Annotated in this window: 15 protein-coding genes; 7 read left to right on the forward strand and 8 right to left on the reverse strand. The window is 61.6% G+C overall.

Annotation, left to right across the window (positions count from 1 at the left end; translation table 11 throughout):
• The first annotated feature begins 76 nt into the window (after positions 1 to 76).
• The 3 genes from ACLH1U_RS18000 to ACLH1U_RS18010 all read left to right on the forward strand — a co-directional run bounded on the left by ACLH1U_RS18000 (position 77) and on the right by ACLH1U_RS18010 (position 3,717).
• Positions 77 to 1,225, forward strand: a complete 1,149-nt coding sequence (locus ACLH1U_RS18000) for an iron-containing alcohol dehydrogenase (protein WP_072422200.1) — start codon at positions 77 to 79, stop codon at positions 1,223 to 1,225.
• Between the two features lie 239 nt (positions 1,226 to 1,464).
• A complete protein-coding gene (locus ACLH1U_RS18005; RefSeq protein ID WP_023291282.1) occupies positions 1,465 to 3,117 on the forward strand; it encodes an alpha,alpha-trehalase in 1,653 nt (550 codons plus the stop codon).
• A gap of 66 nt (positions 3,118 to 3,183) precedes the next feature.
• The gene (locus ACLH1U_RS18010) at positions 3,184 to 3,717 is read left to right on the forward strand and encodes a GNAT family N-acetyltransferase (protein WP_023291283.1); all 534 of its coding nucleotides are present in this window, start codon (positions 3,184 to 3,186) and stop codon (positions 3,715 to 3,717) included.
• A 34-nt stretch (positions 3,718 to 3,751) separates the two neighbouring features.
• Here the strand turns inward: ACLH1U_RS18010 and ACLH1U_RS18015 are convergent, their stop codons facing one another.
• Positions 3,752 to 4,510 carry an SDR family NAD(P)-dependent oxidoreductase gene (locus tag ACLH1U_RS18015; protein WP_368764187.1) on the reverse strand — a complete coding sequence of 253 codons (759 nt, stop codon included), beginning with the start codon at positions 4,508 to 4,510 and terminating at the stop codon, positions 3,752 to 3,754.
• 119 nt (positions 4,511 to 4,629) lie between these two features.
• On the opposite strand from ACLH1U_RS18015, the gene ACLH1U_RS18020 reads away from it, so the two are divergent.
• The 3 genes from ACLH1U_RS18020 (at position 4,630) to ACLH1U_RS18030 (ending at position 8,261) form a co-directional block, all read left to right on the forward strand.
• Positions 4,630 to 5,529, forward strand: a complete 900-nt coding sequence (locus tag ACLH1U_RS18020) for a LysR family transcriptional regulator (RefSeq protein WP_023291285.1) — start codon at positions 4,630 to 4,632, stop codon at positions 5,527 to 5,529.
• A gap of 106 nt (positions 5,530 to 5,635) precedes the next feature.
• Positions 5,636 to 6,667, forward strand: a complete 1,032-nt coding sequence (gene yhjD, locus ACLH1U_RS18025) for an inner membrane protein YhjD (RefSeq protein WP_023291286.1) — start codon at positions 5,636 to 5,638, stop codon at positions 6,665 to 6,667.
• A gap of 271 nt (positions 6,668 to 6,938) precedes the next feature.
• Positions 6,939 to 8,261, forward strand: a complete 1,323-nt coding sequence (locus ACLH1U_RS18030; RefSeq protein ID WP_017900001.1) for an MFS transporter — start codon at positions 6,939 to 6,941, stop codon at positions 8,259 to 8,261.
• Positions 8,262 to 8,298: 37 nt separating this feature from the next.
• Here the strand turns inward: ACLH1U_RS18030 and ACLH1U_RS18035 are convergent, their stop codons facing one another.
• Positions 8,299 to 10,350, reverse strand: coding sequence for an AsmA family protein (locus ACLH1U_RS18035; protein ID WP_064158038.1), 2,052 nt, complete (start codon positions 10,348 to 10,350; stop codon positions 8,299 to 8,301).
• A 194-nt stretch (positions 10,351 to 10,544) separates the two neighbouring features.
• Between ACLH1U_RS18035 and ACLH1U_RS18040 the strand changes: the two genes are divergently transcribed.
• The gene (locus tag ACLH1U_RS18040; protein ID WP_044525007.1) at positions 10,545 to 11,474 is read left to right on the forward strand and encodes a sugar kinase; all 930 of its coding nucleotides are present in this window, start codon (positions 10,545 to 10,547) and stop codon (positions 11,472 to 11,474) included.
• A gap of 54 nt (positions 11,475 to 11,528) precedes the next feature.
• Here the strand turns inward: ACLH1U_RS18040 and ACLH1U_RS18045 are convergent, their stop codons facing one another.
• From ACLH1U_RS18045 to bcsB, 6 genes are all read right to left on the reverse strand, one after another.
• A complete protein-coding gene (locus tag ACLH1U_RS18045; RefSeq protein ID WP_023291289.1) occupies positions 11,529 to 13,031 on the reverse strand; it encodes a M16 family metallopeptidase in 1,503 nt (500 codons plus the stop codon).
• A 219-nt stretch (positions 13,032 to 13,250) separates the two neighbouring features.
• Entirely contained in the window at positions 13,251 to 14,537 is a 1,287-nt protein-coding gene (locus ACLH1U_RS18050; protein ID WP_023291290.1) for a dicarboxylate/amino acid:cation symporter, read from the reverse strand.
• A 156-nt stretch (positions 14,538 to 14,693) separates the two neighbouring features.
• Positions 14,694 to 16,700, reverse strand: coding sequence for a biofilm formation regulator HmsP (gene hmsP, locus ACLH1U_RS18055; protein ID WP_064154933.1), 2,007 nt, complete (start codon positions 16,698 to 16,700; stop codon positions 14,694 to 14,696).
• 243 nt (positions 16,701 to 16,943) lie between these two features.
• On the reverse strand, positions 16,944 to 20,423 hold the full coding sequence (bcsC, locus tag ACLH1U_RS18060; RefSeq protein ID WP_101978229.1) for a cellulose synthase complex outer membrane protein BcsC: 3,480 nt from the start codon (positions 20,421 to 20,423) through the stop codon (positions 16,944 to 16,946).
• Positions 20,405 to 21,514: a cellulose synthase complex periplasmic endoglucanase BcsZ gene (bcsZ, locus tag ACLH1U_RS18065; RefSeq protein WP_023291293.1), complete on the reverse strand. Its 1,110-nt coding sequence runs from the start codon at positions 21,512 to 21,514 to the stop codon at positions 20,405 to 20,407. The genes bcsC and bcsZ overlap by 19 nt, the downstream gene beginning before the upstream one ends.
• A gap of 3 nt (positions 21,515 to 21,517) precedes the next feature.
• The gene (gene bcsB / locus ACLH1U_RS18070) at positions 21,518 to 23,863 is read right to left on the reverse strand and encodes a cellulose biosynthesis cyclic di-GMP-binding regulatory protein BcsB (RefSeq protein WP_101862302.1); all 2,346 of its coding nucleotides are present in this window, start codon (positions 23,861 to 23,863) and stop codon (positions 21,518 to 21,520) included.
• Between the last annotated feature and the right edge of the window lie 4 nt (positions 23,864 to 23,867).

A 23,867-nucleotide genomic window follows, 5' to 3' on the forward strand; every position in this document is an offset into this window, starting at 1 on the left:
GCCAGCCAGCAACAAGGCAGAGCGCTGGATAATGTGTATAGTTGATTCCAGCCTGTTTGCCGAAAAGGAACCCGACATGTTGACCCCTTTTACCGTTTTGATGCCTGAAAATATTCGTTTTGGCCGCGGTCAGGCCCAGAGCGCCGCCCCCTGGCTGGCGCAGCAGGGCGGTCCTGTTCTGCTGGTGCATGGCGCCAGCCCGCAGCGGGCGGCGTTTCTCCGCCATCAGCTGGAGGCGTTGCAGCTGGCGGTCACGACGCTGGCGATAAGCCGCGAACCCTGGCTTATCGATATTGAGCAGGGCGTCCAGCTGGCGCGCGAGAAAGGGATCAGGGCGGTGGTCAGCCTCGGCGGCGGCGCGGTGATTGACGCCGGTAAGGCGATTGCGGCGCTGGCGCCCGCCACCGGCCCGCTGATCGACTATCTGGAAGTCGTGGGAACCGGCCGTCAGCTGGAAGCCAGCCCGCTGCCGTTCGTGGCGATCCCCACCACCGCGGGCACAGGCGCGGAAGTCACTAAAAACGCGGTGATCAACGTCGTGGAACAGCAGCGGAAAGTGAGCCTGCGCGACGACCGGATGCTGCCTGACCTGGCCATTGTCGACCCGGCGCTAACCGACAACGCGCCGCGCAGCATCACCCTGAGCTCCGGCCTCGACGCCCTGACCCAGGTGATCGAGCCCTGGCTCTGCAGCCGGGCCACCCCTTTCACCGACGCCCTCTGTCAGCAGGCGATCCCGCGCGGCATCCGCGCGCTGAAGGTTCTGATGGAAAAAGAGTGCCCGGCCAGCCGCGACGAGATGGCCTGGGTCAGCCTGTGCGGCGGAGTGGCGCTGGCGAACGCCGGGCTGGGGGTGATCCACGGCCTCGCCGGCCCGCTGGGCGGCCTGAGCCGCGCCTCGCACGGCGCCTTATGCGGCAGCCTGCTGCCGTTTGGGCTGGCGCTGAATGAGTCGCAGATAAACGACCCCGCCCTGCGCCAGCGCTTCAACGACGTTCGCCGCTGGCTGGCCGAGGGGCTGGAGGTCCCGGCGGATCGGGTCTGGGACAGCCTGCGGGAATGGAGCCATCGCGCCGGTCTCGGCACCCTGCGCGACCTCGGCGTGGCGCGCGACGCCCTGGAGCCGGCGGCGCTGGCCGCCAGCACCTCCTCGTCGATGAAGGCCAATCCGGTCAGCCTGAGCAGCGAACAGCTGCTGGAGATGCTGGAGGCGGCGTGGGAGTGAGCGCGCCGGGATAAAATTTTGTTGCATAATGAATGCTCCGAATTTTATCTTCACCTAATCGCGGATTTATTTATTATTTATCAACGTGTTAATTAGAAATCACGGCGTCCCCTGCAGGCGGAAAAGCGTGATCTAACGCACAGTTTACTTCACACTCACCGAAGCGACTGTCTACGCTTAAAAGACAAGGCCGGGTACGCCCGGCCGCGAACTCACGCTATCCGGAGGTCCGTATCGCTATGTTCAGCCAGAAATTACGCCACGTTGAAGACGACGAGTTAAGGATCGACATCGATCCCTGCTACGAAGCCGATCCGTACGAATTAAAGCTGGATGAGATGATTGACGCTGAACCGGAGCCTGAGGTGATCGAGGGGCTTCCGGCCTCCGATGCCCTCACCCCGGCGGATCGCTATCTTGAGCTGTTTACCAACGTGCAGAAATCACGCATTTTTGCCGACAGCAAAACTTTTCCCGACTGCGCGCCGAAACACGACCCGCTGGACATCCTGCGGAACTACCGGAAGGTCAAACGCCAGCCCGATTTCGACCTGCGGCAGTTCGTTGAGGATAATTTCTGGCTGCCGGAGAGCCATACCGACGTCTACACCTCCGACCCCAGCCTGACGCTGAAAGAGCATATCGATAAACTATGGCCGGTGTTGACCCGCGAGCCTCAGGATCATATCCCCTGGTCATCGCTGCTGGCGCTGCCGCAGGCCTATATCGTGCCCGGCGGTCGCTTTAGCGAAACCTATTACTGGGACTCTTATTTCACCATGCTGGGGCTGGCGGAGAGCGGCCGGGAAGATCTGCTGAAATGCATGGCCGATAACTTCGCCTGGCTGATTGAAACCTACGGTCACATTCCGAACGGCAACCGCACCTACTACCTCAGCCGCTCGCAGCCCCCGGTGTTCGCCCTGATGGTCGAACTCTTTGAAGAGGACGGCGTGCGCGGCGCGAAGCGCTATCTGGATCATCTGAAGATGGAGCATGCCTTCTGGATGGACGGCGCCGAGTCGCTGATCCCGCATCAGGCGTATCGGCACGTGGTGCGCATGCCGGATGGCTCCCTGCTCAATCGCTACTGGGACGACCGGGACACGCCGCGGGATGAATCATGGCGCGAGGACGTGGAGACCGCCCGACACTCCGGACGGCCGGCCAATGAAGTCTACCGCGACCTGCGGGCGGGCGCCGCGTCCGGCTGGGACTACTCCAGCCGCTGGCTGCGGGATATCACGCGACTGGCCAGTATCCGCACCACGCAGTTTATCCCCATCGACCTGAACGCCTTCCTGTTCAAGCTGGAGACGACCATCGCCAACCTCTCCGGCCTGAAGGGCGATCGCGAGACGGAAGCGGCCTTCCGCCAGAAGGCTCAGGATCGGCGGGCGGCGGTTAACCGCTATCTGTGGGACGATGAGAACGGCTGTTTTCGCGATTATGACTGGCGCCGCGAACAGCTGGCGCTGTTTTCCGCCGCCAGCATTGTCACCCTTTACGTCGGCCTGGCGACCCACGAACAGGCGGAACGCCTTGCCGATGCGGTGCGGGCCCGCCTGCTCACCCCCGGCGGGATCATGGCCACCGAATACGAGAGCGGCGAGCAGTGGGATAAACCCAACGGCTGGGCGCCGCTGCAGTGGATGGCGGTGCAGGGATTTAAACGCTACGGCCAGGATCCGCTGGGCGATGAGATCGCCTGGAGCTGGCTGCAGACGGTCAACCACTTCTACAAGCAGCACCACAAGCTGATTGAGAAATACCACATCGCCACCGGCGTTCCGCATGAGGGCGGCGGCGGGGAGTATCCCCTGCAGGATGGCTTCGGCTGGACCAACGGCGTCGTGCGCCGGCTGATTGGCCTCTACGGCGAGCCAACCTAGTCGGGCTGTTCCCGGCGGCCTTCTCCTGCTATGTTCAGAGGATTCGCCCTGCCCGGAATGACGCTTATGCCTGAACTTCTGACGCCGCGCCTGCGCTGCTCACCGCTGCAGCTGGACGACTGGTCGTTTTTTCTTTCCCTGCAGCAGGATCCGCAGGTCATGCTTTACGTGGCCGACCCCAGGCCGCAGGCGGCCATCCGCGAGGCGTTCGATTCACGGCTGCCGCCGTGGACGCCCGGGGATGAACACTGGCTGTGCCTGGTGGTGCGCGACAGGCTGACCCATACCCCGCTCGGCCTCACCGGTTACCAACATCATCAGCGCGACATTGCCGAGGTCGGCTTTCTCTTCGCTCCGGCGGCGCAGGGTCGTGGCTACGGCTACGAATCGCTGCGCGCGCTGTGCGACTACGCCTTCACTACCGGCGGCGTCCGCCGCCTGACCGCCAGCGTCACCGCCGGCAACGAGGCGTCCAAGCAGTTACTGCTCAAAGCCGGGTTCAGGCTGGAGGGGGAGCTGCGGGAGAACTACTGGCTCAACGGGCGCTGGCACAATGACTGGCTGTTCGGTCGGCTGCGCGCGGAGGGCGATGCGCCCTAGCGCACCGCCGCTCACGGTCTGACGGCAGCGGGGTTCAGAGGAACATCCCTCCCGAGACTTCCACGCGCTGCGCGTTCATCCACGCCAGCTCATCGCTGAGCAGGGCGGCGATGGCGTCGCCGATATCATCCGGCAGCCCGACGCGCCCCAGCGCGGTCTGGGCGGCGATATGCCGATTCACCTCGGCGTTATCGCGCACCACCCCGCCGCCAAAGTCGGTCTCAATGGCCCCCGGCGCGATGATGTTCACCGATATCCCCCGTCCGCCCAGCTCTTTCGCCTGATAGCGGGTCAGAACCTCCATCGCCCCCTTCATCGCGGCGTAGGCCGCATAGCCCGGCAGGGCAAAGCGCGCCAGGCCGCTGGAAACGTTGAGGATGCGCCCCCCGTCCTGCAGGAGGGGCAGCAGCCGCTGGGTCAGGAAAAACGGGCCTTTGAACTGAATGTTCATCAGCTCGTCAAACTGCGCTTCGCTGGTCTCGGCGAAGGGGACGTTGAGGCCGATCCCGGCGTTGTTCAGTAAATAATCAAAGGTGGTGCGTCCCCACTTCTGCGCCAGCACCTGCGCCACCTCGCTGGCGAAAGCGTAGAATGTTGAAGGATCGCCGACGTTCAGCGCCAATGCTGCCGCCTTCACCCCTTTTTGCTCAATCTCCGCCACCACCTCGAGCGCCGCCTGGCGGTTGCTGTGATAGGTCAGAAGAATGTCGGTTCCCTTCGCCGCCAGCTTCAACGCGGCGTTTTTACCCAGACCGCGGCTGCCGCCGGTCACTAAAGCGATACGTTGTGTCATCAGAAGACCCCTTTCAGGTTGCGTTGTGATTGTGTTCTAGCTTATTAACTGCCGGTGAAACAATAAATACGCTACATTACGTTTTACTGTTTCATTCACAACAACAATAGGCCATCGGCATGGATAAAATTCATGCAATGCAGTTATTCATTCGCGTAGCGGATCTGGAGAGTTTCTCCCGCGCCGCCGAGACCCTGGCGCTGCCGAAAGGCAGCGTCTCGCGGCAGATTCAGGCTCTGGAAAGCCATCTTGGCGTGCGCCTCCTGCACCGCACCACCCGCCGGGTTCAGCTCACCCAGGATGGAATGGTCTACTACGAGCGGGCGAAGGATCTGCTGAGCAACCTCGACGAACTGGACGGTATGTTCCAGCACGATCCGGCGAGCATCAGCGGCCGGCTGCGGGTGGATATGCCGGTCGGTTTTGCCAAAAAGCTGGTGATCCCGCACCTGCCGGCTTTTTTGCAGCAGTATCCGGGCATCGAACTGGAGCTGAGCAGCAGCGACCGGCTGGTGGACGTGATCCGCGAGGGGTTTGACTGCGTGGTGCGCGTCGGCGCGCTCAAAGACTCCGGGCTTATCGCCCGCCCGCTGGGCAAGCTGACGCAAATTAACTGCGCCAGCCCGGACTACCTGACCCGTTTTGGCTACCCGCAATCCCTGGAGGATCTGGCGGATCACGCCCTGATCCACTACGCCAGCACCCTCGGGGTCCGTCCTTCCGGCTTCGAGGTGGTGATCGACGGCGCCGTGCGCTGGGTAAAAAGCGGCGGCATATTGACGGTCAACAGCACGGAAACCTATCAGGCGGCCTGTATCGCCGGGCTGGGAATTATTCAGGTGCCACGCACCGGCGTGCGCGAGGCGTTACGCGCCGGCGAACTGATTGAGATCCTGCCCCAGTACCGCGCTGAGCCGCTGCCGGTCTCGCTTATCTACCCGCACCGGCGCAATCTCTCCCGCCGCGTGCATCTGTTTATGGAGTGGCTGGGCGGGCTGATGAAAGATTACGTCGATTGATCCGCGCGGAGGGTGAACGGGGGGCGGGCAGATGCGTTCCTGCAGGATACGGCATTTAAGGTATACTTTTTGCTGAATCTCGCGGTAAAAAAGGAAGAAATCACGTATGACGCCGGAAAACGACGATCGACGCCCCCCACAGGAACCGGACACGCAGCCGGAGAAAAACAAAAGCCCCCTCGACGCTCTCAATGACACGGCCGTCGGGCAAAAAGCCAGCCAGGCGCTGAAGACCGTCACCGGAACGGCGGCCAAAGTGCAGCGCAACCCGGTAGTCGCCCACCTGATACGCGCCGCAGAGCGCTTCAACGACCGGCTGGGCAATCAGTTCGGCGCGGCCATCACCTACTTCTCGTTCCTGTCGATGATCCCGATCCTGATGGTCTCGTTTGCCGCCGCCGGCTTCGTGCTGGCCTGGCATCCGACCCTGCTGCAGGACATTTTCGACAAAATTCTGCAAAACGTCAGCGACCCGACGCTGGCGGCGACGCTGAAAAACACCATCAACACCGCGGTGCAGCAGCGCACCGCCGTCGGCCTCGTCGGCCTGTTGGTGGCGCTCTATTCCGGTATTAACTGGATGGGCAACCTGCGCGAAGCGATCCGCGCTCAGTCGCGCGACGTCTGGGAGCGCCGGCCGCAGGACGAGGAGAAAATCTGGATAAAATACTTCCGCGATCTTATCTCGCTGATCGGTCTGCTGGTGGCGCTGATTATTACGCTGTCGATCACCTCTGTCGCCGGTTCCGCCCAGCAGTTGATTATCTCCGCGCTGTATCTGGACAATATTGAATGGCTGAAACCCGCCTGGCGGCTGATCGGTCTCGCCATCTCGATTTTTGCCAACTATCTGCTCTTTTTCTGGATCTTCTGGCGGCTGCCGCGCCACCGTCCGCGGCGCAAAGCCCTGTTTCGCGGCACGCTTATCGCGGCGATTGGCTTTGAAATCATCAAAATCGTCATGACCTGGACGCTGCCGGCGCTGGTGAAATCCCCTTCCGGGGCAGCGTTCGGATCGGTGCTGGGGCTGATGGCCTTTTTCTATTTCTTTGCCCGCCTGACGCTGTTCTGCGCCGCGTGGATCGCCACCGCGGAGTATAAAGACGACCGGCGGATGCCGGGCAAAACCCACCGCTGAGGTATTGCGAGGATGAATAAAAGAGGCAAAATTCATCCTCGCGCTTGATTTCAGCAGATAAATCCAGGACGTAACTTTTATTTAACGAAAAACTGGTTTTATTCTCTATCTTTTTAATTGTGTGAAGCATTTCATAGAACTATTTTTTCTGGCGTAAAAATTATCCGCTTTTTGCCTGTTTTTTGCTCATTTTCCGCGTTTGTTACAGATTGAAATGTCCCGATGGCTGTGGCTATATGGCTTTTCGTTCGCGCAAAAATAAGAAAGATCTATGCAAGCCACAGCCACCACACTCGAAAACACGCAGGAAACCGCCCCGGTCAACTCACGCAATAAAGTCGTTGTCGCCTCGCTCATTGGCACCGCCATTGAGTTTTTCGACTTCTACATCTATGCCACTGCCGCGGTCATCGTCTTCCCGCATATCTTCTTCCCGCAGGGCGATGCCGCCGCGGCCACCCTGCAGTCGCTGGCCACCTTCGCCATCGCCTTCGTCGCCCGGCCAATCGGCTCCGCGCTGTTCGGCCACTTCGGCGATCGCGTCGGCCGGAAGGTCACCCTGGTGGCCTCGCTGTTAACCATGGGGATCTCCACTGTGGTGATCGGCCTGCTGCCCGGCTATGAAAGCATTGGCATTGTCGCGCCGATGCTGCTGGCGCTGGCGCGCTTCGGTCAGGGACTTGGCCTCGGAGGGGAGTGGGGCGGCGCAGCGCTGCTGGCAACGGAAAACGCCCCGGCGCGCAAGCGCGCCCTGTATGGCTCCTTCCCCCAGCTGGGCGCGCCGATCGGCTTCTTCTTCGCCAACGGCACCTTCCTGCTGCTCTCCTGGCTGTTAACCGATCAGCAGTTTATGGAGTGGGGCTGGCGCGTGCCGTTTATCTTCTCCGCGGTGCTGGTGATCATCGGTCTGTATGTTCGCGTTTCGCTGCATGAGACCCCGGTCTTCGCCAAAGTGGCGGCGGCGAAAAAACAGGTCAAAATCCCGCTGGGTACCCTGTTGACCAAACACGTCCGCGTGACGGTGCTGGGCACCTTCATCATGCTGGCAACCTATACCCTGTTCTACATCATGACCGTCTACTCGATGACCTTCAGCACCGGCGCGGCGCCGAATGGCCTGGGCCTGCCGCGTAACGAAGTGCTGTGGATGCTGATGATGGCGGTGATTGGCTTTGGCGTGATGGTGCCGATCGCCGGCCTGCTGGCGGACGCCTTTGGTCGTCGTAAGAGCATGATTATCATCACCACGATGATTATTTTGTTCGCCCTGTTCGCCTTTAAACCGCTGCTGGGTTCCGGTAACCCGCTGCTGGTTTTTGCCTTCCTGCTGCTGGGCTTAAGCCTGATGGGACTGACCTTTGGCCCGATGGGCGCGCTGCTGCCGGAGCTGTTCCCGACGGAAGTGCGCTACACCGGGGCGTCGTTCTCCTATAACGTGTCGTCGATCCTCGGCGCCTCGGTCGCGCCGTACATTGCCGCCTGGCTGCAGGGCAACTATGGCCTCGCGGCGGTCGGCACCTATCTGGCGGCGATGGCGGCGCTGACGCTGATCGCCCTGCTGCTGACCCACGAGACCCGCCACCAGTCGTTGTGATCCTTCGCCCTGACGCCGCTGGCGTCAGGGCTCTCCCCTACTTTTTCATCTGCGACAATATGGTCCGGCACTGGTTGCTATCGCCCTCCGCCGGGGAGATCAGCGCCAGCAGCGCGGCAGCCGGCGTCACCAGAGTAGCCAGCGCCGCCGCTACCGCGCCGCGGACAATCAGCGGCCCGGCCTTCACCCCCGCCTGCGGCGATTTAAAGGTGCCGCGAACATACAGCGGGGAACGCAGGGTGATCACCCGGAAGCCCTTGCTTTCCGGATCGATGGTCAGGTCCAGCTGCTCGGAGGCGAAGCTGGCGGTCCCGGTCACATTGATCAGCGCGTTTTCCGTATCGAAGGCAAAAATCTGCGGCCGGGCGACGCCGTTGGTCACGTCGATATTGGCCGCCGCGCAGTTCACCCGAACCTCCTCATCGCCAAAAATCTGGCCGATCAGGTAGTTGCCGACGTTAAGGCCGAGAATTTCCATCAGGTTGCGACTGATCAGGCCGTCATTCATCAGCAGCTTCAGGTTGCCGTTGCTGTTGCCGAGCAGGGCCGCCACCGAGTTGCCGCTGCCGCGCAGCTGAACGTCGCCATTCATCTCGCCGAGGGTTTTCTGCATCATCTCGACGTTCGGCATCAGCGCCTTCAGCTTCAGGCGCCGCGCCTGCAGATTGGCCTCACCCTGCAGCGGCTTTTTATCGCCCTGCAGGTGCACGCTGCCGGCAATCGACCCGTTGGCCAGGCCAAAGCGCACCGGCTGCAGGCGCAGGTCGCCATCCTCCAGGATCACGTGGGTCGCCAGATCGCTGATCGGCAGCGTACCGCCGTGCTCAATTCTCCGGCCCTTAAAGCGCACATCGGCATCCATCACCTGCCATTTATCGGTTTCAAAGCGGTCCGCCGGCAGCACTTTACCCGCCGGCTGCGGCCGATCGCCCGCCTGGCGCGCAGCGCTTTTCTTCGTCCCTTTGCCGGAGTCGACGCCGATTAACGGCCCGAGATCCGCCAGCCGCAGCTGCTTCGACTCCATGTCGCCGCTGAGCTTCGGCCGCGGTTTGCCAGTGGTATAGGTCAGGGAGCCATGAATGTCGCTATCGCCGATACGGCCGTTAAAATTCTGATAGTCAAAGCGCATGCTGTTTTTCTGCTTAAAGTCGGCGCGCAGACGGCCGTCGGTGGAGAACGACGGCGTCTCCGGCAGCAGCACGCCGGTCAGGTCGTAGAGATCGCGCAGCGAATCGCCGGCGAATTTCAGCCGCAGGTCAATGCCGCCGACGTTGAGCGGATCGCTGACCGTGCCGCTGAACGCCACCCGCGTATTGCCGGAACGGAAGTCGCCCTGCAGCGGGAAAGGCGTGCTTGCGCTGCGCAGAGCCAGCATGCCGCCGATTTTACCGTTGCCGGTGACCGGCTGGTCCTTATAGCGGCCCTTCAGCGACAGGCCAAAGACGTAGTCGCCTGGTTTCGCCGCGCTATGCCGATCCTTCGTGCCAGTGACTTCGCTGAACGGCAGCGGTTTGCCGAGGGGATCGACGAGAATGGTGATATCGCTGCGGGTGATCTTGTCATCAATGGCGATAGTCCCGCGATCGAAGAGAATGTTATCGAGACGGAAAGACCAGCTGGAGGGGGCGCTGTCCCCCGCGGCACGCTGATCGCCAGCCAGCTGAAAGGTCCAGTTATTGTTGTCTTCCGCCAGGCGGATCAGCCGCACGTCGGGCTGTTCCAGCTTGATCCACGGCAGATACACCGTTTTGCTCAGCAGCGCCAGCGGGGCGAGGGTCGCCTCCACCCGCGGCAGATGGATCATGGTCACCTGGGGAATGGCCGGCGGGTTGCCCAGCACGATATCCTCCGCGTGCACATGGGGCCACGGGATCCAGCTGCGCCAGCCGCGCTCTTCCGGCTGCCGCTCCCAGACCACGCCGAGATCGCCGCGGATGGCGAACGGGCGGTTCAGCTCGGCAGATACTTTCTGATTAATCGTCGGCTTCAGCCGGTTCCAGTCGAAGGTGGCCAACACGATAAAAAAGAGAACGATCAGCAACAGTATCGTTCCTGTGATGATAACCAACGTTTTACGGGTTCTGCTCATCCCTACTCCGCTCCTTTTGCATCACGTCAGTCCTGAATATAGTCAAAAAGCGGCGTTTCTCCTGGAAATGCGCTTTTCGTCACATTACGCGCGTCAGGTCAAAAAAATAATGGAACGATGTTTTAATATGATTGACCAGCAAAACAGCGCAGCGCACACTAGCGCTTATATCGATTCCATTGCAGGTTCTGGCTATGTCTAAAAAAATTGCCGTCATTGGCGAATGCATGATTGAGCTGTCAGAGAAGAACGGGGCCGTTAACCGCGGCTTTGGCGGCGATACCTTAAACACCTCGGTCTATATCGCGCGGCAGACGGATGCCAGCGCGCTGAGCGTCCACTACGTCACCGCGCTGGGAACCGATGCGTTCAGCCAGCAGATGCTCGACAGCTGGCAGCAGGAAAACGTCAACACCAGCCTGATCCAGCGGATGGCCGACCGCCTGCCGGGGCTGTATTACATTGAAACCGATGACGCCGGCGAGCGCACCTTCTACTACTGGCGCAACGAGGCGGCGGCAAAATTCTGGCTGGAGAGCGATCGCGCGGCGGCGATTTGCGAAGAGCTGGCCACGTTCGACTATCTCTACCTGAGCGGCATCAGCCTCGCCATTCTCAGCCCGGCCAGTCGTGCCAGGCTGTTCACGCTGCTGCGTGAGTGCCGCGGCAACGGCGGCAAGGTGATCTTCGACAACAACTATCGCCCGCGCCTGTGGGCCAGCCAGGCGGAGACGCAGCAGGTCTATCAGGAGATGCTCGCCTGCACCGATATCGCGTTTCTGACCCTCGATGATGAAGACGCGCTGTGGGGGGAAAAACCGGTCGCCGAGGTGATCGCCCGCACCCACGCCGCCGGCGTGGAAGAGGTGGTGGTGAAGCGCGGAGCGGATGCCTGCCTGGTCTCGGTGAGCGGGCAACCGCTGCGGGAAGTGCCGGCCGTCAAGCTGGCCAAAGAGAAAGTGGTGGATACCACCGCCGCCGGCGACTCCTTCAGCGCCGGCTATCTGGCCGTGCGCCTGACCGGCGGCGATGCTGAATCCGCCGCCAGACGCGGACATCTGACCGCCAGCACGGTGATCCAGTATCGCGGGGCGATCATCCCCCGGGAAGCAATGCCGCAATAATCCTCACCTGTAAGCGCTCTCCGGCCGCCGCTGGCGCGCCGGAGAGGCGTCAGGTTACTGCCCCGACGGGATGTCGCTGGCCTCGCTGTGGGCGTCAACCGTATCGGCGCTGCCGCTGGTCGCTGCGGTCGCCGGACTCGGCGCCATCAGTTTTTCCCACGTGGCCTGCAGCTCCTTCATGTTGTATTCCGGTTCGCCTTTCGGCTGCTGCAACACCAGCGCCATATCCTGAGACAGTTGCTGACGCAGGTACTGGTTCAGCATGTCCACCGTCAGGGAGTTGAGGAACTCCTGACGCAGCTTCTGGTACTGCTCCGGCGCGATATCCACCACCTGATTTTGCAGGGAGCGCATGCGCTGGCTCATCAGAATGTCGGTATCGGTGCGCGCATAGGTGGCAAACAGCTTCTGCAGCTCGAGGCTTTTCTGAGCAATAAGCGCATCAAACTCCTCCTGCGGCAGGCCGTTGTCGCGCACTTTCGCCAGCTCGCGCGAGACCACGCTCAGGTTGTTATTCAGGCGCTCGCCCGGCGATTCGATATTGATGGCGCACTGCGCGCGCTGATAGAGCACCCGGCAGTCAAAACCAAGACCAATATCCTTGACGTTATTTTTGCTCAGGCTCTGCTGCACGTGCCAGAACAGCGCTTCGCGGGCGAGGTCGTCGCGCCAGTAGCGCTGCAGCGCCGCGGAGTCGCGGATCGGCTGCCAGGGGGCGTCCCACATGATGGACAGTTTGTCCTGGCGCACGGCGCTGGTCATGATGCTGACCGGCACGGTGGGCAGCGGCGATAAGGTCGGCACCGCCGCAGGCGTTTCCCGCTTGCCCTTCAGATCGCCAAAGGTTTTGCTGATTTGCTCAGCGACGCTGCGGCTGTCGACGTTACCCACCACGATCAGCGTCATGGCGTCGGGGGTGTACCATTTTTGATAAAAGTCTTTCAGATGCGCCACGTCGATCGGCTGCTTCAGCGGCGCGGCGGGATCGTGGCCCAGCATGGTGGAGCCCTTGAGGCGATAGCGCCACCAGCCCTCTTTGGTATCCAGCGGCCAGGTCGCCACCATGTCGTTGCCCTGCAGCGCGTGATTGATCGATTCAGGCGTAATGGTCAGTTTACCGCTGGCGTCCGCCAGCCAGCTCAGCGCCTCTTTCAGCAGATCGTTGCGGTTATTCGGCAGGCTGAGATTAAACATCGTGTAATCGTAGGAGACGATGGCCGGCGGCAGAGGACGCTTCGGGTCAATACTCTGCTGCCACAGCGAGCGCGCCTGCATCGTCGGCAGGCTGCCGCTTTGCGTCAACGCCAGACGGGGAATAAAACGGCTGAAACCGCTCTGCTGAGTGCTTTCGCTCAGCGAGCCAATATTCACGGACAGACGGACTTCGATACGGTCGCTGGGACGCTGCGGCGTGGCCAGCACCTGCCACGACAACCCATTCGCTAAGGTCCCTTGTTGCCAGGCCGGATCAGGCTGGAGCGCTTCTGCCTGCACATAACCGGCCGCCGCTACCATCAGCAAACCGCCCGTTAAGAGTTTAATTGTTGTGCCCTGCATGTGAACCCCTGATGAACATTCCTGGTTACAACAGCATCCCACTGACGGGCTGCCGAAAAAAGTGAGAGTGAAATACGTCGGTTAGACCACACGGAGACGAAAATGTCGCATGACAACGTAAAATAATCATTTCGTGTCATTCCCGCCGGGCGGAAATGACCTCTAATTATGCGCAGGAGCCCGTACTCCAGCAAGGGAGTACGGGCCTAAGAGGAGGATTTAAGAGGATAATTCGTGCGTTTTGTTCGCGGGAACACGGTTATTCAGCACATCATCCATCTGTTTGGCATCGAGTTCTTTAACCCATTTCGCGACCACCACCGTGGCGACGCCGTTACCCACCAGGTTAGTCAGCGCACGGGCTTCGGACATAAAGCGGTCAATACCGAGGATCAGCGCCAGGCCAGCCACCGGCAAATGCCCGACGGCCGAAATGGTCGCCGCCAGCACGATGAAGCCGCTGCCGGTCACTCCCGCCGCCCCTTTCGAGGAGAGCAGCAGCACCACCAGCAGGGTGATTTGATGGAAAATATCCATATGGCTGTTGGTCGCCTGGGCGATAAAGACCGCCGCCATCGTCAGATAGATAGAGGTGCCGTCGAGGTTGAACGAATAGCCGGTCGGGATCACCAGGCCCACCACCGATTTACGACAGCCGAGCTTCTCCATCTTGTCGAGCATGCGCGGCAGCGCCGATTCGGATGAAGAGGTCCCCAGCACGATCAGCAGCTCTTCGCGGATATAGCGGATAAATTTAAAGATGCTGAAGCCGGTGGCTTTGGCGATTGACCCCAGCACCACCACCACGAACAGGATACAGGTGATATAGAAGCAGATGATCAGCTGGCCCAGCTGCACCAGGGTGCCGACGCCATATTTACCGATGGTGAAGGCCATGGCCCCGAAGGCGCCGATCGGCGCCAGGCGCATGATCATATTGATGATGCCAAAGATGACCTGCGAGAAACTTTCAATGACGTTGAAAATCAGCTGGCCCTTGCTGCCCAGACGATGCAGGGCAAAGCCAAACAGAACGGCGAACAGCAGAACCTGAAGGATGTTGCCGCTGGCGAAGGCGCCAATGACGCTGCCCGGGATCACATCCAGTAAAAAGGCCACCACCCCCTGGTCTTTCGCCTGCTCAGCGTACACCGCCACCGCTTTCGCATCGAGCGTCGACGGGTCGACGTTCATCCCGGCCCCCGGCTGCACCACGTTGACAATAACCAGACCGATAATCAGCGCGATGGTGCTGACCACTTCGAAATAGAGCAACGCCACCGCCCCGGTACGGCCAACGGCTTTCATGCTCTCCATTCCGGCGATCCCCGTCACGACGGTACAGAAGATAACCGGAGCAATCACCATTTTAATCAGCTTAACGAAGGCGTCGCCGAAGGGTTTCATTTGCGCGCCCAGTTCCGGGTAAAAATGGCCCAGCAGAATACCGATCGCTATGGCCGTCAGAACCTGGACATAGAGGCTTTTAAAGATAGAGGTTTTCATAGGGTGTCCTTTGGGAATAACCACAGAGCAAGAAGGGATATTTGACGTCTGTGGCTTAAAAATAACACCCTGGAAACATTTCAGAAATAACTAACGCCGAAAGTGCAACGCGATTGTTAAAATCTTTGAGCTGACTCGCACAAGTCAACAAAACATTTACAAATTTGCATCTTCCCGGACCGGGGATAAATAGCGGGCGCTGAACGCCTCCTGCGGTAAAGCGCAACCGAACAGGTGGCCCTGGAGCACCTCGACGCCGGCGGCTTGCAACCAGCGAGACTGGTCTTCCGTTTCCACCCCTTCCGCCACAATGCGCAGCGACAGGCCGCGCGCGAGCTGGATGATCGCCGGCACCATGCTGACATCCTCCGGCAGCATATCGATGAATACCTTATCAATTTTCAGAATATCCACCGGCAGAGCCTTCATCTGCTGCAGCTGGTGCAACCCGGCATAACCCATGCCAAAATCATCCAGCGCAATCCGCACGCCGGCCTCGCGCAGAGGCCGCAACCGCGCCATCACATCCTGCGGATCGTCCATCCGGCAGCTCTCCGTCACCTCAAGGATGAGGGTGCCCGGCGCAATGCGGTAGCGGGCGATCAGCTTCAGCATCTCCTCGCCACGGTCGTGCTCCAGCAGCTGGAGCAGAGAAACATTGACCGACAGCGGCAGCATAATGCCCTGGCTTTGCCAGGCGGCCAGCTGGCGGCAGGCCTCTTCCATCACCCAGTAGCCGACCGGGATAATCAGCCCGCAGGACTCAATGCGCTCAATCAGCGCCGGCGGTAGCGACCAGCTGCCATCCGCCTGCCGCTGGCGCAGCAGCACCTCGGCGCCGCAGAGCTCGCCGCTGGCGCAGGCCACCTGCGGCTGCAGCCAGATCGCGAACTGCTGGTTGTCGAGGGCGGTCATAATTTCGTGCTCTTCCATCAGGCGGCGCTGAGCCTTTTCCATCTGCTCGGGATCGAAGAACTCAATCTGATTTTTACCTTTGCGTCTTGCGGTGACCGCGGCCGAGACCGCGCGCCGGTAAAACTGTTCGGCGCTGAGACCGGGGTGGAACATGGCGATCCCGACGCTGGCGTAGGGCCGCAGCTGCAGACCATGCAGCGGTAAACGTTCATTAATAATAGTGAGCACTTGCTTACTTATCGTCACCGCCTGCCAGGATTCGGCGAGGCCATCGGCGAGAATGGCGAAGTCATAGCCGCTTACCTGGGCCAGCACCATCTGCGGCGGAATCGCGGCGCGCAGCTTCTCCACCAGCGTCAGGAGCAGCATTTCGCGCTGGCTCTCCTTGAGCACGCCGGCGGCGTCCTGCAGGGTTTCACAGGCGACGACGATCAGCGCGGCGCTCTGCGGGCGGGCCACCGTCTGCTCCAGCATCGCCAGCAAAAAGGCTTTATTCGGCAGCTCGGAGACCGGGAAGCGGGTCGACTGGATGGACAGCTCATCATGCTGGCGCACCAGGCTCTGCTGGTTGCGGTTATAGCTGCGCACCAGCATGCCGATCTCGTCGTCATGGTGCAGGCGCGGGAGGGTCAGCTGATGGCCAAGACGCTCCTGCTGGGAGAGATCGTTCAGCTCGCGGGCGATACGCCGCAGGGGGCGAACCATCAGCCGGTTGATGCACCAGGTGAGCGCCACCGTTAGCATCAGCACCAGAAGTAAGTAAGCAGTCACTAACGTAGCAAGGGCGCTCATGACGAATTTATACATGCGATAGGAGTCAGCCTGCAGCACCAGATAGGCCAGCGGCTGCGGGTTGGCCGGCCGCTCCAGCGAATAAATGGGCAGCGAAATCTGCACCGGCAGCTCAAACAGCCGGGTGATGGTCACCGGCACCGACCGCTCAGGGATAAACCGCATCCGCAGCGCCTGGAACTGGTTGGGCAAGACGACATCCGCCCGGCTGACGATGCCAGCAGGCTGGATACGGCTTAAAATGGCTTCCGCTTCCGGAATATCGGCTTTCAGAATAGCCGCAGACAGCGGTTCGCGAACGGATCGCGCGATACTTTCTAACTGCGTGGCCGTGGTAAAGCGACTCTGTTGCACAAAGTGAAACAGCAAAATAGTGCAAAAAACCAACACAAAGGCCATGGACACGCTCGCGACCATCGCCATCTGTTTGATTGTAAGTGAACGGCTGACGCGCAACGGTGTTCTCCACTGATACTGAATGCATACCCGGCATTAATCCTTCAATCCCGGTCGTTTCAGGCTGATTATATACTTAAATCCTTCGCCCACGCCCGCGAGGGATGAAGTGACGGGATAGCTCCGCGCGGTGGCGCAGACGCCGGAGAGACCTCCCCGGCGGCCGACGGTGGGCAACGCCTCACGAGTATACGCGAAGCGCGCCGTGGAGTGGTGCTCTGTGACGTAATTCAGCCTATTCTGCTACCAGTCGGCGTAAGGCACCAGCGGCTGGGGCGGCATATCCAGATCCCCCTGCCAGCCGGCCGCCGAATAGCGCACGTAAAGCAGCGCATGGCTCGGGGTGTAGTCCTTCGCCTGCTGAATATCGACCGCGGCGCCAACGAACCAGTTGCTGGTCACCCGCCGCTCCACCAGCGCTCTGGCGGTGTAACCGAATCCCTGGCTACTGCCGCCCTCCTCCGTCAGTTCGCTGGCGCGCTGCCGGTAGTCGGACGGGATCAGGTTCAGCAGCGGATAGCGGGCTTGCGTCTGGGTACGCGAATGGGACCATGAGACCGATCCGCCGAGTTCCCAGGACCAGTTCTCCGTGCGCTGACGCCAGGTCACCGGCACAGCGAACGAGAGATACTCCTGCGGGCTGTAATAGCCACCCTGGCCGAGGGTGTAGCCGCTGAGATCTTTGTCGTAGTGCCAGATCATATTGTTGAGGCCGACGGTGACGCGACGATTATTCTCGTTAATCACCTTATAGTAGTAGCCGGTCATCCAGCGCACGCGCCAGTTATCCGCCACGTTTTTACCGGTCAGCGAGTCGGCCCCCAGCGAGGACCAGATACCGTGCGCTTCGCCCCGGTCATAGCTGAGGCTCACACCGCCGCCGTCGGCGCGAACGCCGCCCCAGGTGGTGCCAGTATGGCTGTTGCTGTCTTTCTGCCCGCCAAAGGAGAGCAGCGAGCTGGAGATGGGCCGCCGGTGCACGTTGACCGTGTATCCCACCGGCCCGACGTCGCTGCTGTAGCTCAGGCCGCCGACCACATCGACGACATTGAAGCCCATCGGCGTGGTGCCGATATCGCCGCTCCAGGTGTCATTCTTCCAGCCGACCGCTACGCTGGCCCCGCTGTCGGTCTGATTTTTACTGCCGCTGGTACAGGCGATCTCCCCGCAGGTGCCCCAGCTGGGCGAGTAGCTCCCGTCGCTGTGGGTGGAAAAGCTGCCGGCATCCATATTGACCAGGTCGGTGCGGAAGAACATCCGGCCATCCGCCAGCGGGGCATCCACCTGCAGCATGGTGGTATGCGCCTTGAGGTCGGAATAGCCGCCGGTGCCGCTGGATCCCCAAAAGTCGTGTTCCAGGGTGACGTTCAGATCCTGCTGGCGATAAAGGTCGGCGGCATCGCTGCGGATCCCGCGCTTCAGCCAGTCATCCCGGCTGTCGTTGCGCGTCAGCCGGGTAAAGGTATCGTTATCCTGCGGCGGTGCGGGGGTGATGCCGGAGGCCACCATCGCCTCCCGGTAGTGGGTCAGCGCCTGCTGCGGCTCCCCGTTCCGGGTGGCAAAGCGCGCGGCATCGCGCAGCACCAGCGCGCTCTCCATCGAGGGCGGCTGCGCCTTCGCCTGCGGCACAATCTGGTTAAAAATCTGTTGGGCGTCCGCGGTATCGCCAAGGCCGGCTCGCGCCAGGGCGACCCGCCGCTGCATATTCATGGATTCGGCCTCTGCGCCTTTCAGCTGCATGACCTGCGCCCGGGCGGCCTGTTTATCGCCCTCGGCCAGATAGACTTCCGCAAGGCCGAGGCGCGCATCGCCGTTGTCGGCTTCCTGACGCAGCACCCGCTGATAGTCGGCAATCGCCGTCTGGTTGTCCCCGCGCTGCTGGGCCCAGTCGGCCAGCGTCAGGTCATAGCGCACCGAGGCCGGCTGCTGTTTGATGAGGGCGATCGCCTGCGCTTCCTCGCCGCTGTCGCGCAGCTGGTTCGCCTGGCGCAGCACCCGGTCGCTTTGCAGACGCGCCTCCAGTTCACGAATGTTATCCGTCCATGCGCTGCGCGGCAGGGCGGCGATTTGCGCCAGCGCCAGATCGTCCTGGTCGTTCCCCGACAGGTAAAGCCCCGAGGCGTAGATCCGTTCAGCATCCTGCGGCTGGCGGTTGACCATCGCCCGCATCAGCGCATCGGCTTCCTGGCGCTCGCCGGCGCTGACCAGATCCCGCGCCAGACGATAGGTGATCCACACGCTGTCCGGATCCAGCGCCAGGCGCCGACGCTGAACTTCCGCCGCCTGCGCCCAGTTGCCCTGACTCTCCAGAGCCTGCGCCTGTTTCTCCAGCCGGTCGTTGTTCAGGCTGCGTTCGATATCATCGATGCTGCGCCGCTGGGCGGCAGGAAGACCAGCGATCCAGGCGCTGGCTTTCTCGGGCGATTCAGCGCGATAGAGGTTGGCCAGGCCGCGCACCGCCAGATTATTCCCGCGATCCAGGCGCAACGCCTGCTGATAATAGCGCTCCGCCGCCGCCGACGCCTTGCGCGCCGCCGCGACGTCGCCCAGCCCCAGCACGGCATAGCTGTCGGTCCGATCGACCCGCTGCGCCTGGGCATAATAATTCTGCGCCTGTGAAAGCTGACCTGCCTTCAGGGCGTTATCCCCCTGCTTGATCAGCAGCCAGTAGCGGTTGGTTTGCAGCAGGCTGTCCCATTTGCCGCGATTCGGGCTGTCGGGATCCATGGCAATCGCTTTATTGAGCTGGGCCACCGCGCGTGCGCGGTCGCCGCGCTGGGAATAGGCCTGGCCGAGGGCGCCCACCGCATCGCTGTCGCGGCTGTCGGCCTGAACGGCTTTCTGCAGATCCGCCACCGCCTGCGAGGTATTTCCGGATTTGACCGCCGCCAGCCCTTCCGAGCGGGCGCGGAACGTCGGATCCTGCAGCTGCGCCTGCTGCTGGTCAAGCAGGACGCGGGCGTTCGCCGCCACCGAGCCGGTAGGAAACTGCAGCAGGAATTGCTGCAACGCCTGCACGCTGGCCTTGCTCACCGGCATGCTTTTCACCTCGCTGAACCACATATCGGCGGCGATACCGCGTCCTGAGGCTGAGCGGGCCATTTCCGCCAGATAGGCGAACCCTTCCTGCGGTTTGTTATCGGCAAACATCTGCTTCGCCAGCGCCGTCAGCAGGCTGACGTTGCCCGGCGCGCTGGCGTTCAGTTTTTTCAGCTGGCTGACGCCTTCGCTATGACGGGCCGGCAGGCGCGCCACCAGCGTCCAGTATTCAATAGCGGCATCAACATCATCCGGCACGCCGCCGAACAGTTTTTCATAGGCGGCGATGGCTTCATCGACCTTCCCGGCCACGCCCAGCAGTCGCGCCTGCTGCAGCGCCTGACGGCCCTCGCCGGTGTTGCTTTTCATCTCATTGCGCGACGCCTTCAGCTCAGGGGAATCCGGCGCCAGCTTCGTCAGTCGCTCCAGCTCTTTTTGCGCCCCGGCGGTATCCCCCTGGCGCAGCAGATAGCGCATCCGCGCGGCAATCAGGTCCGGGTTGTTGGGGTCGATCAGCTCCAGACGGTATAGCGACTGGCGCACCAGGTCTTCACGATTGCTGGCCTCGCCGAGGCGCACCTGCTCCAGCAGATGCTCCTGGGCGGGCGTCGTCGCCGCCTGCGCTAACGGCAGCAGCGCGACGCCGAGGGACAGCGTGAGTAAACTTAGTGAGAGCTTGCGCATTCCTGGTTCCAGTCAGGTTGTAATTCGCCACCCGCAGTGAAACGAAAACGGTGTTGATCCCAACCCTGACCGAACAGCGTCAGGACCGCGCTGTAGTAGGCATCCGCGCCGGGATAGTTATCGGCGACGCGCTGTCGTTGCACCGACCGGGCCTCGTCGTTCTGTAAAAACGGCAGCATCACCGCGGAGAAGCCCACCGGCCCCTGGCCGCTGGTTTTACCGGTGGCGATATTCACTTTCTCCGGCGGTACCCCCTGTTCCGTGGTCTGCGCCGCCATCGGCGCAAAGCGGGCCAGCAGACGCGCTTTTTGCTTATCGCCATCATGAAGCATGCCCACCCACAGGTAGACGCGAATCGCGTCATAGCTGCCGATCAGCGGCTTCTCCGTTTTCAGCTGCCAGCCTTTCCCTTTCTCATAGCGCACCCAGTCCGGGGTAAAGCCTTTCGGCGCGGTCTCCAGCAGCAGACGCAGGTTCGTGTCGCGCAGGGTGGGCCACGGCGCGCCAAAACGCACAAAATAGGTGGCCAGCTGCGGCGGAAGATAGCTGGGGTTAAACCGCCAGCCGCTGTCGTCGGCAAAACCGACTTTTCCCGGCAGCAGCATCGTGCCAAGGCCCGGCACCGCCACCGTCTCTTCGTCGACAATCCGCGCCAGCAGCGCTTTCCCGGTCTCGGTGTACTGCGGCTGCTGCCACAGGCGCCCCGCCTCCAGCAGCGCCCAGGCTATCCACAGATCCGAGTCGGATGCCGAATTGCTGTCCAGCAGCGTCCACTGTTCGTCGTCCTTTTTCCCCCACAGCCAGCCCGGCAGATGCTGCCGCAGGTCGCCCTCCGCCAGGTTGTTCTGCGTCCAGGTCAGCAGCTTGTCGAACCCCGCGCGATCGTTGGCCGCCAGGGCAAAGAACAGGCCATAGCTCTGTCCTTCGGAAGTGGAAATTTTGCGCGCATCGCTGGGGTCGATCACCCGCCCCTCAGGGCTGACGTACGCTTTCTTAAACTGCTCCCAGGCGGGCCACTGGCAAGCGGCGCTCGCCTGGCCCGCCGCCAGTACCAGCGCGGAGAGCACCGCGCCGCAAAGTACTTTCATCATCGTTTATTCATCATCCAGGCTAAGGCGGCGGCGGCTGATAATGCGCAGCATGCGCCACAGCACCCACGCCAGCAGCACGATACTGACCGCGGCGAAGATCGCCAGCAGTATCGGGTGGTTAGAGAGCGCGAACCAGATGCGCTCGAACCAGGGCAGATGGCCGACATAGTAAACATCGCCCACCCGCAGGCTGTTGACGCCGGATTCGCGGATCACCGCCACCGAGCCAAACATCGCCGCCCGCTTACCGCTGTCGTTGAGGGCGTTGGTCAGCAATTCATTACCGCGCGGGCTGTCGGCCAGCAGGGCCACCACGCTACGCTGATCGTTGTAGGGCGACTGGAAGCCAATCACCGCCGCCATCGGTCCGGAAGAGGTGATGTCGGTGCGGGTGTTGGGCGTGCGGGCCTCGTCATCGGGATAAATGCTCGCCAGGTCATAGTGGCGCATCGGCATTTTCACCCAGCTTTTGGTCGCCTCGACCAGCAGGTTGATTTTGGTATCGTCCTTGAGAGACGAAGGGATCGCGCCGATCAGCAGCAAATCCGCGTCTTTATTCTTGATCTGGTTGCCATCGTCGGTCATTTGCAGATTAATCGCCGCCAGGCCGGTCTGCGAACCGATGCCGCCCAGCGCCTGCAGCAGCGTCGCCACCTGGCCCTGGGTCGGCGCCTTCGGCACCACCACCAGGGTGTCGGCGAGGTCAGCCATTCGGCTGTAAGGGAAGCCCGCATTGGCGAAGACGCGCAGGTCCGGCAGCGCAATAAAGTGATAATACTTCGAGAAGTCGATGGTCGAATCGTCGCCGATCACCACATGGTTCTGCACCGGCTGGAAGGTAATACAGTTGTCGATGGAGCCGCCGGGCATCGGGTTCATGTACTGGAAGTCAAAGCGCAGCTGGTTCACCGCCCCAAGACGCAGCGCGGGGATGGTGACCTCCGATTTGCCGTCCAGCAGCCCCTGCAGCACCGGCAGGCGCAGGATCAGTTTGTTCACGTCCTGGGAGCTGTTAAGGCTGAACGACTGCAGGAACTGGTCGTTGAGGCTGATATCCATCCGCGAGCTGTCCTTCACCGGCGGCATGGTGTAGCGATATTTCAGATCCATATCGATGCCGTTGGCCCGCAGCAGATAGAGATCCGGCGGCAGGTTAAGCGCCACGGTGATGGCATCCGGCACCAGCCCGCTGGACTGCAGCTGTTGCTCATAGGTTTTCAGCTCAGCAAAGGTGACCGAGCGGTCGGTGCGCACCCAGTTTGGCGCATCGTATGGCTGCCGCGGCTGCAGGGTTTTGATGCCGTCCACGGTGACGCTGCTGCCGCGGAACAGAATATTGCCCTGGGCAATCCCCTTCGCCGCCAGCAGCAGGTCTTTATCATCGCGGCCGAAAATCACCAGCAGCTTGACGTAAGGATCGTTCGGGTTGTCGATCATTTCGATGGTCGGCGCGTTGACCGGCGGATGATCGCGCAGGAAATCCGGACGCTTGTCGTTGGTGGCGAAGACAATGGCGTTACGATCCGGCAGTTCGTTGAAATAGACCGGGAACTGCTGGCCGCGCCAGCCGGCCTTGCTGCCGAACCATGAGGCGATAATCGCCGCCGCCTGCTGCTGGGCCACCGCCGGCGAACCCGGGAAAATCATCGGCAGCGTCAGCGGGCGGTTGTCGCGCGGATCGTAGAACGGCACCGGGAAGTGCGACAGATCGTTATGCACCTTCAGCGACTGGTAGGTGAGATCCAGATAGCTTTCGCGCCCGACGTCCAGCCACAGCGTGCTGCTGGCCGGGTTTTCGCAGACATCGCGATAGTGGCCGACAAACTCCAGCCGTATGCGGTTGAAGTCGGTGATATACAGCGGGTCAATCGGCAGCTGCGCGCGGATCTTTTTCCCCAGCTGCTCTTTGGTGACGGGCAGGACGCCCATCAGCTCATCGTTGAGATAGACTTTCAGCTGCGACTGCACGGGCAGCAGCGAGGGCGACGGGGTATATTCCAGATTGAGCAGCGCGTTGGCGACCAGCTCATCGCTGCGCATGCCGAATTCGACCGAGGCGTCAGGCCGTGAGCCGCGCAGCACAATGCTGCCCGGAGGCGGCGCGATGGTGGCAAAGTTCAGCTTCACCTCCCGCTGCGGGATATTCTCGGCGACCACCGCCGGAGCGGTCGGTTCGGCGAGGGTCGCCGTCGGCTCGCCAATCGTCACCGGCGCGGGCGGGGTGGCCGCCTGCGGCTGAACGCCAGGAGCCGGGTTCACCACGGCGGCCGGCGCCGCGTAAGAGGCCAGCGGATACCAGCTGCACATGCCCACCGCTACTGCACACATCCAGGAAAGTTTTCTTTTCATCGCA

The sequence above is a fragment of the Klebsiella sp. 1SOBk5mer genome (assembly GCF_046603115.1).
GTDB classification, from domain to species: Bacteria; Pseudomonadota; Gammaproteobacteria; order Enterobacterales; family Enterobacteriaceae; genus Klebsiella; species Klebsiella quasipneumoniae.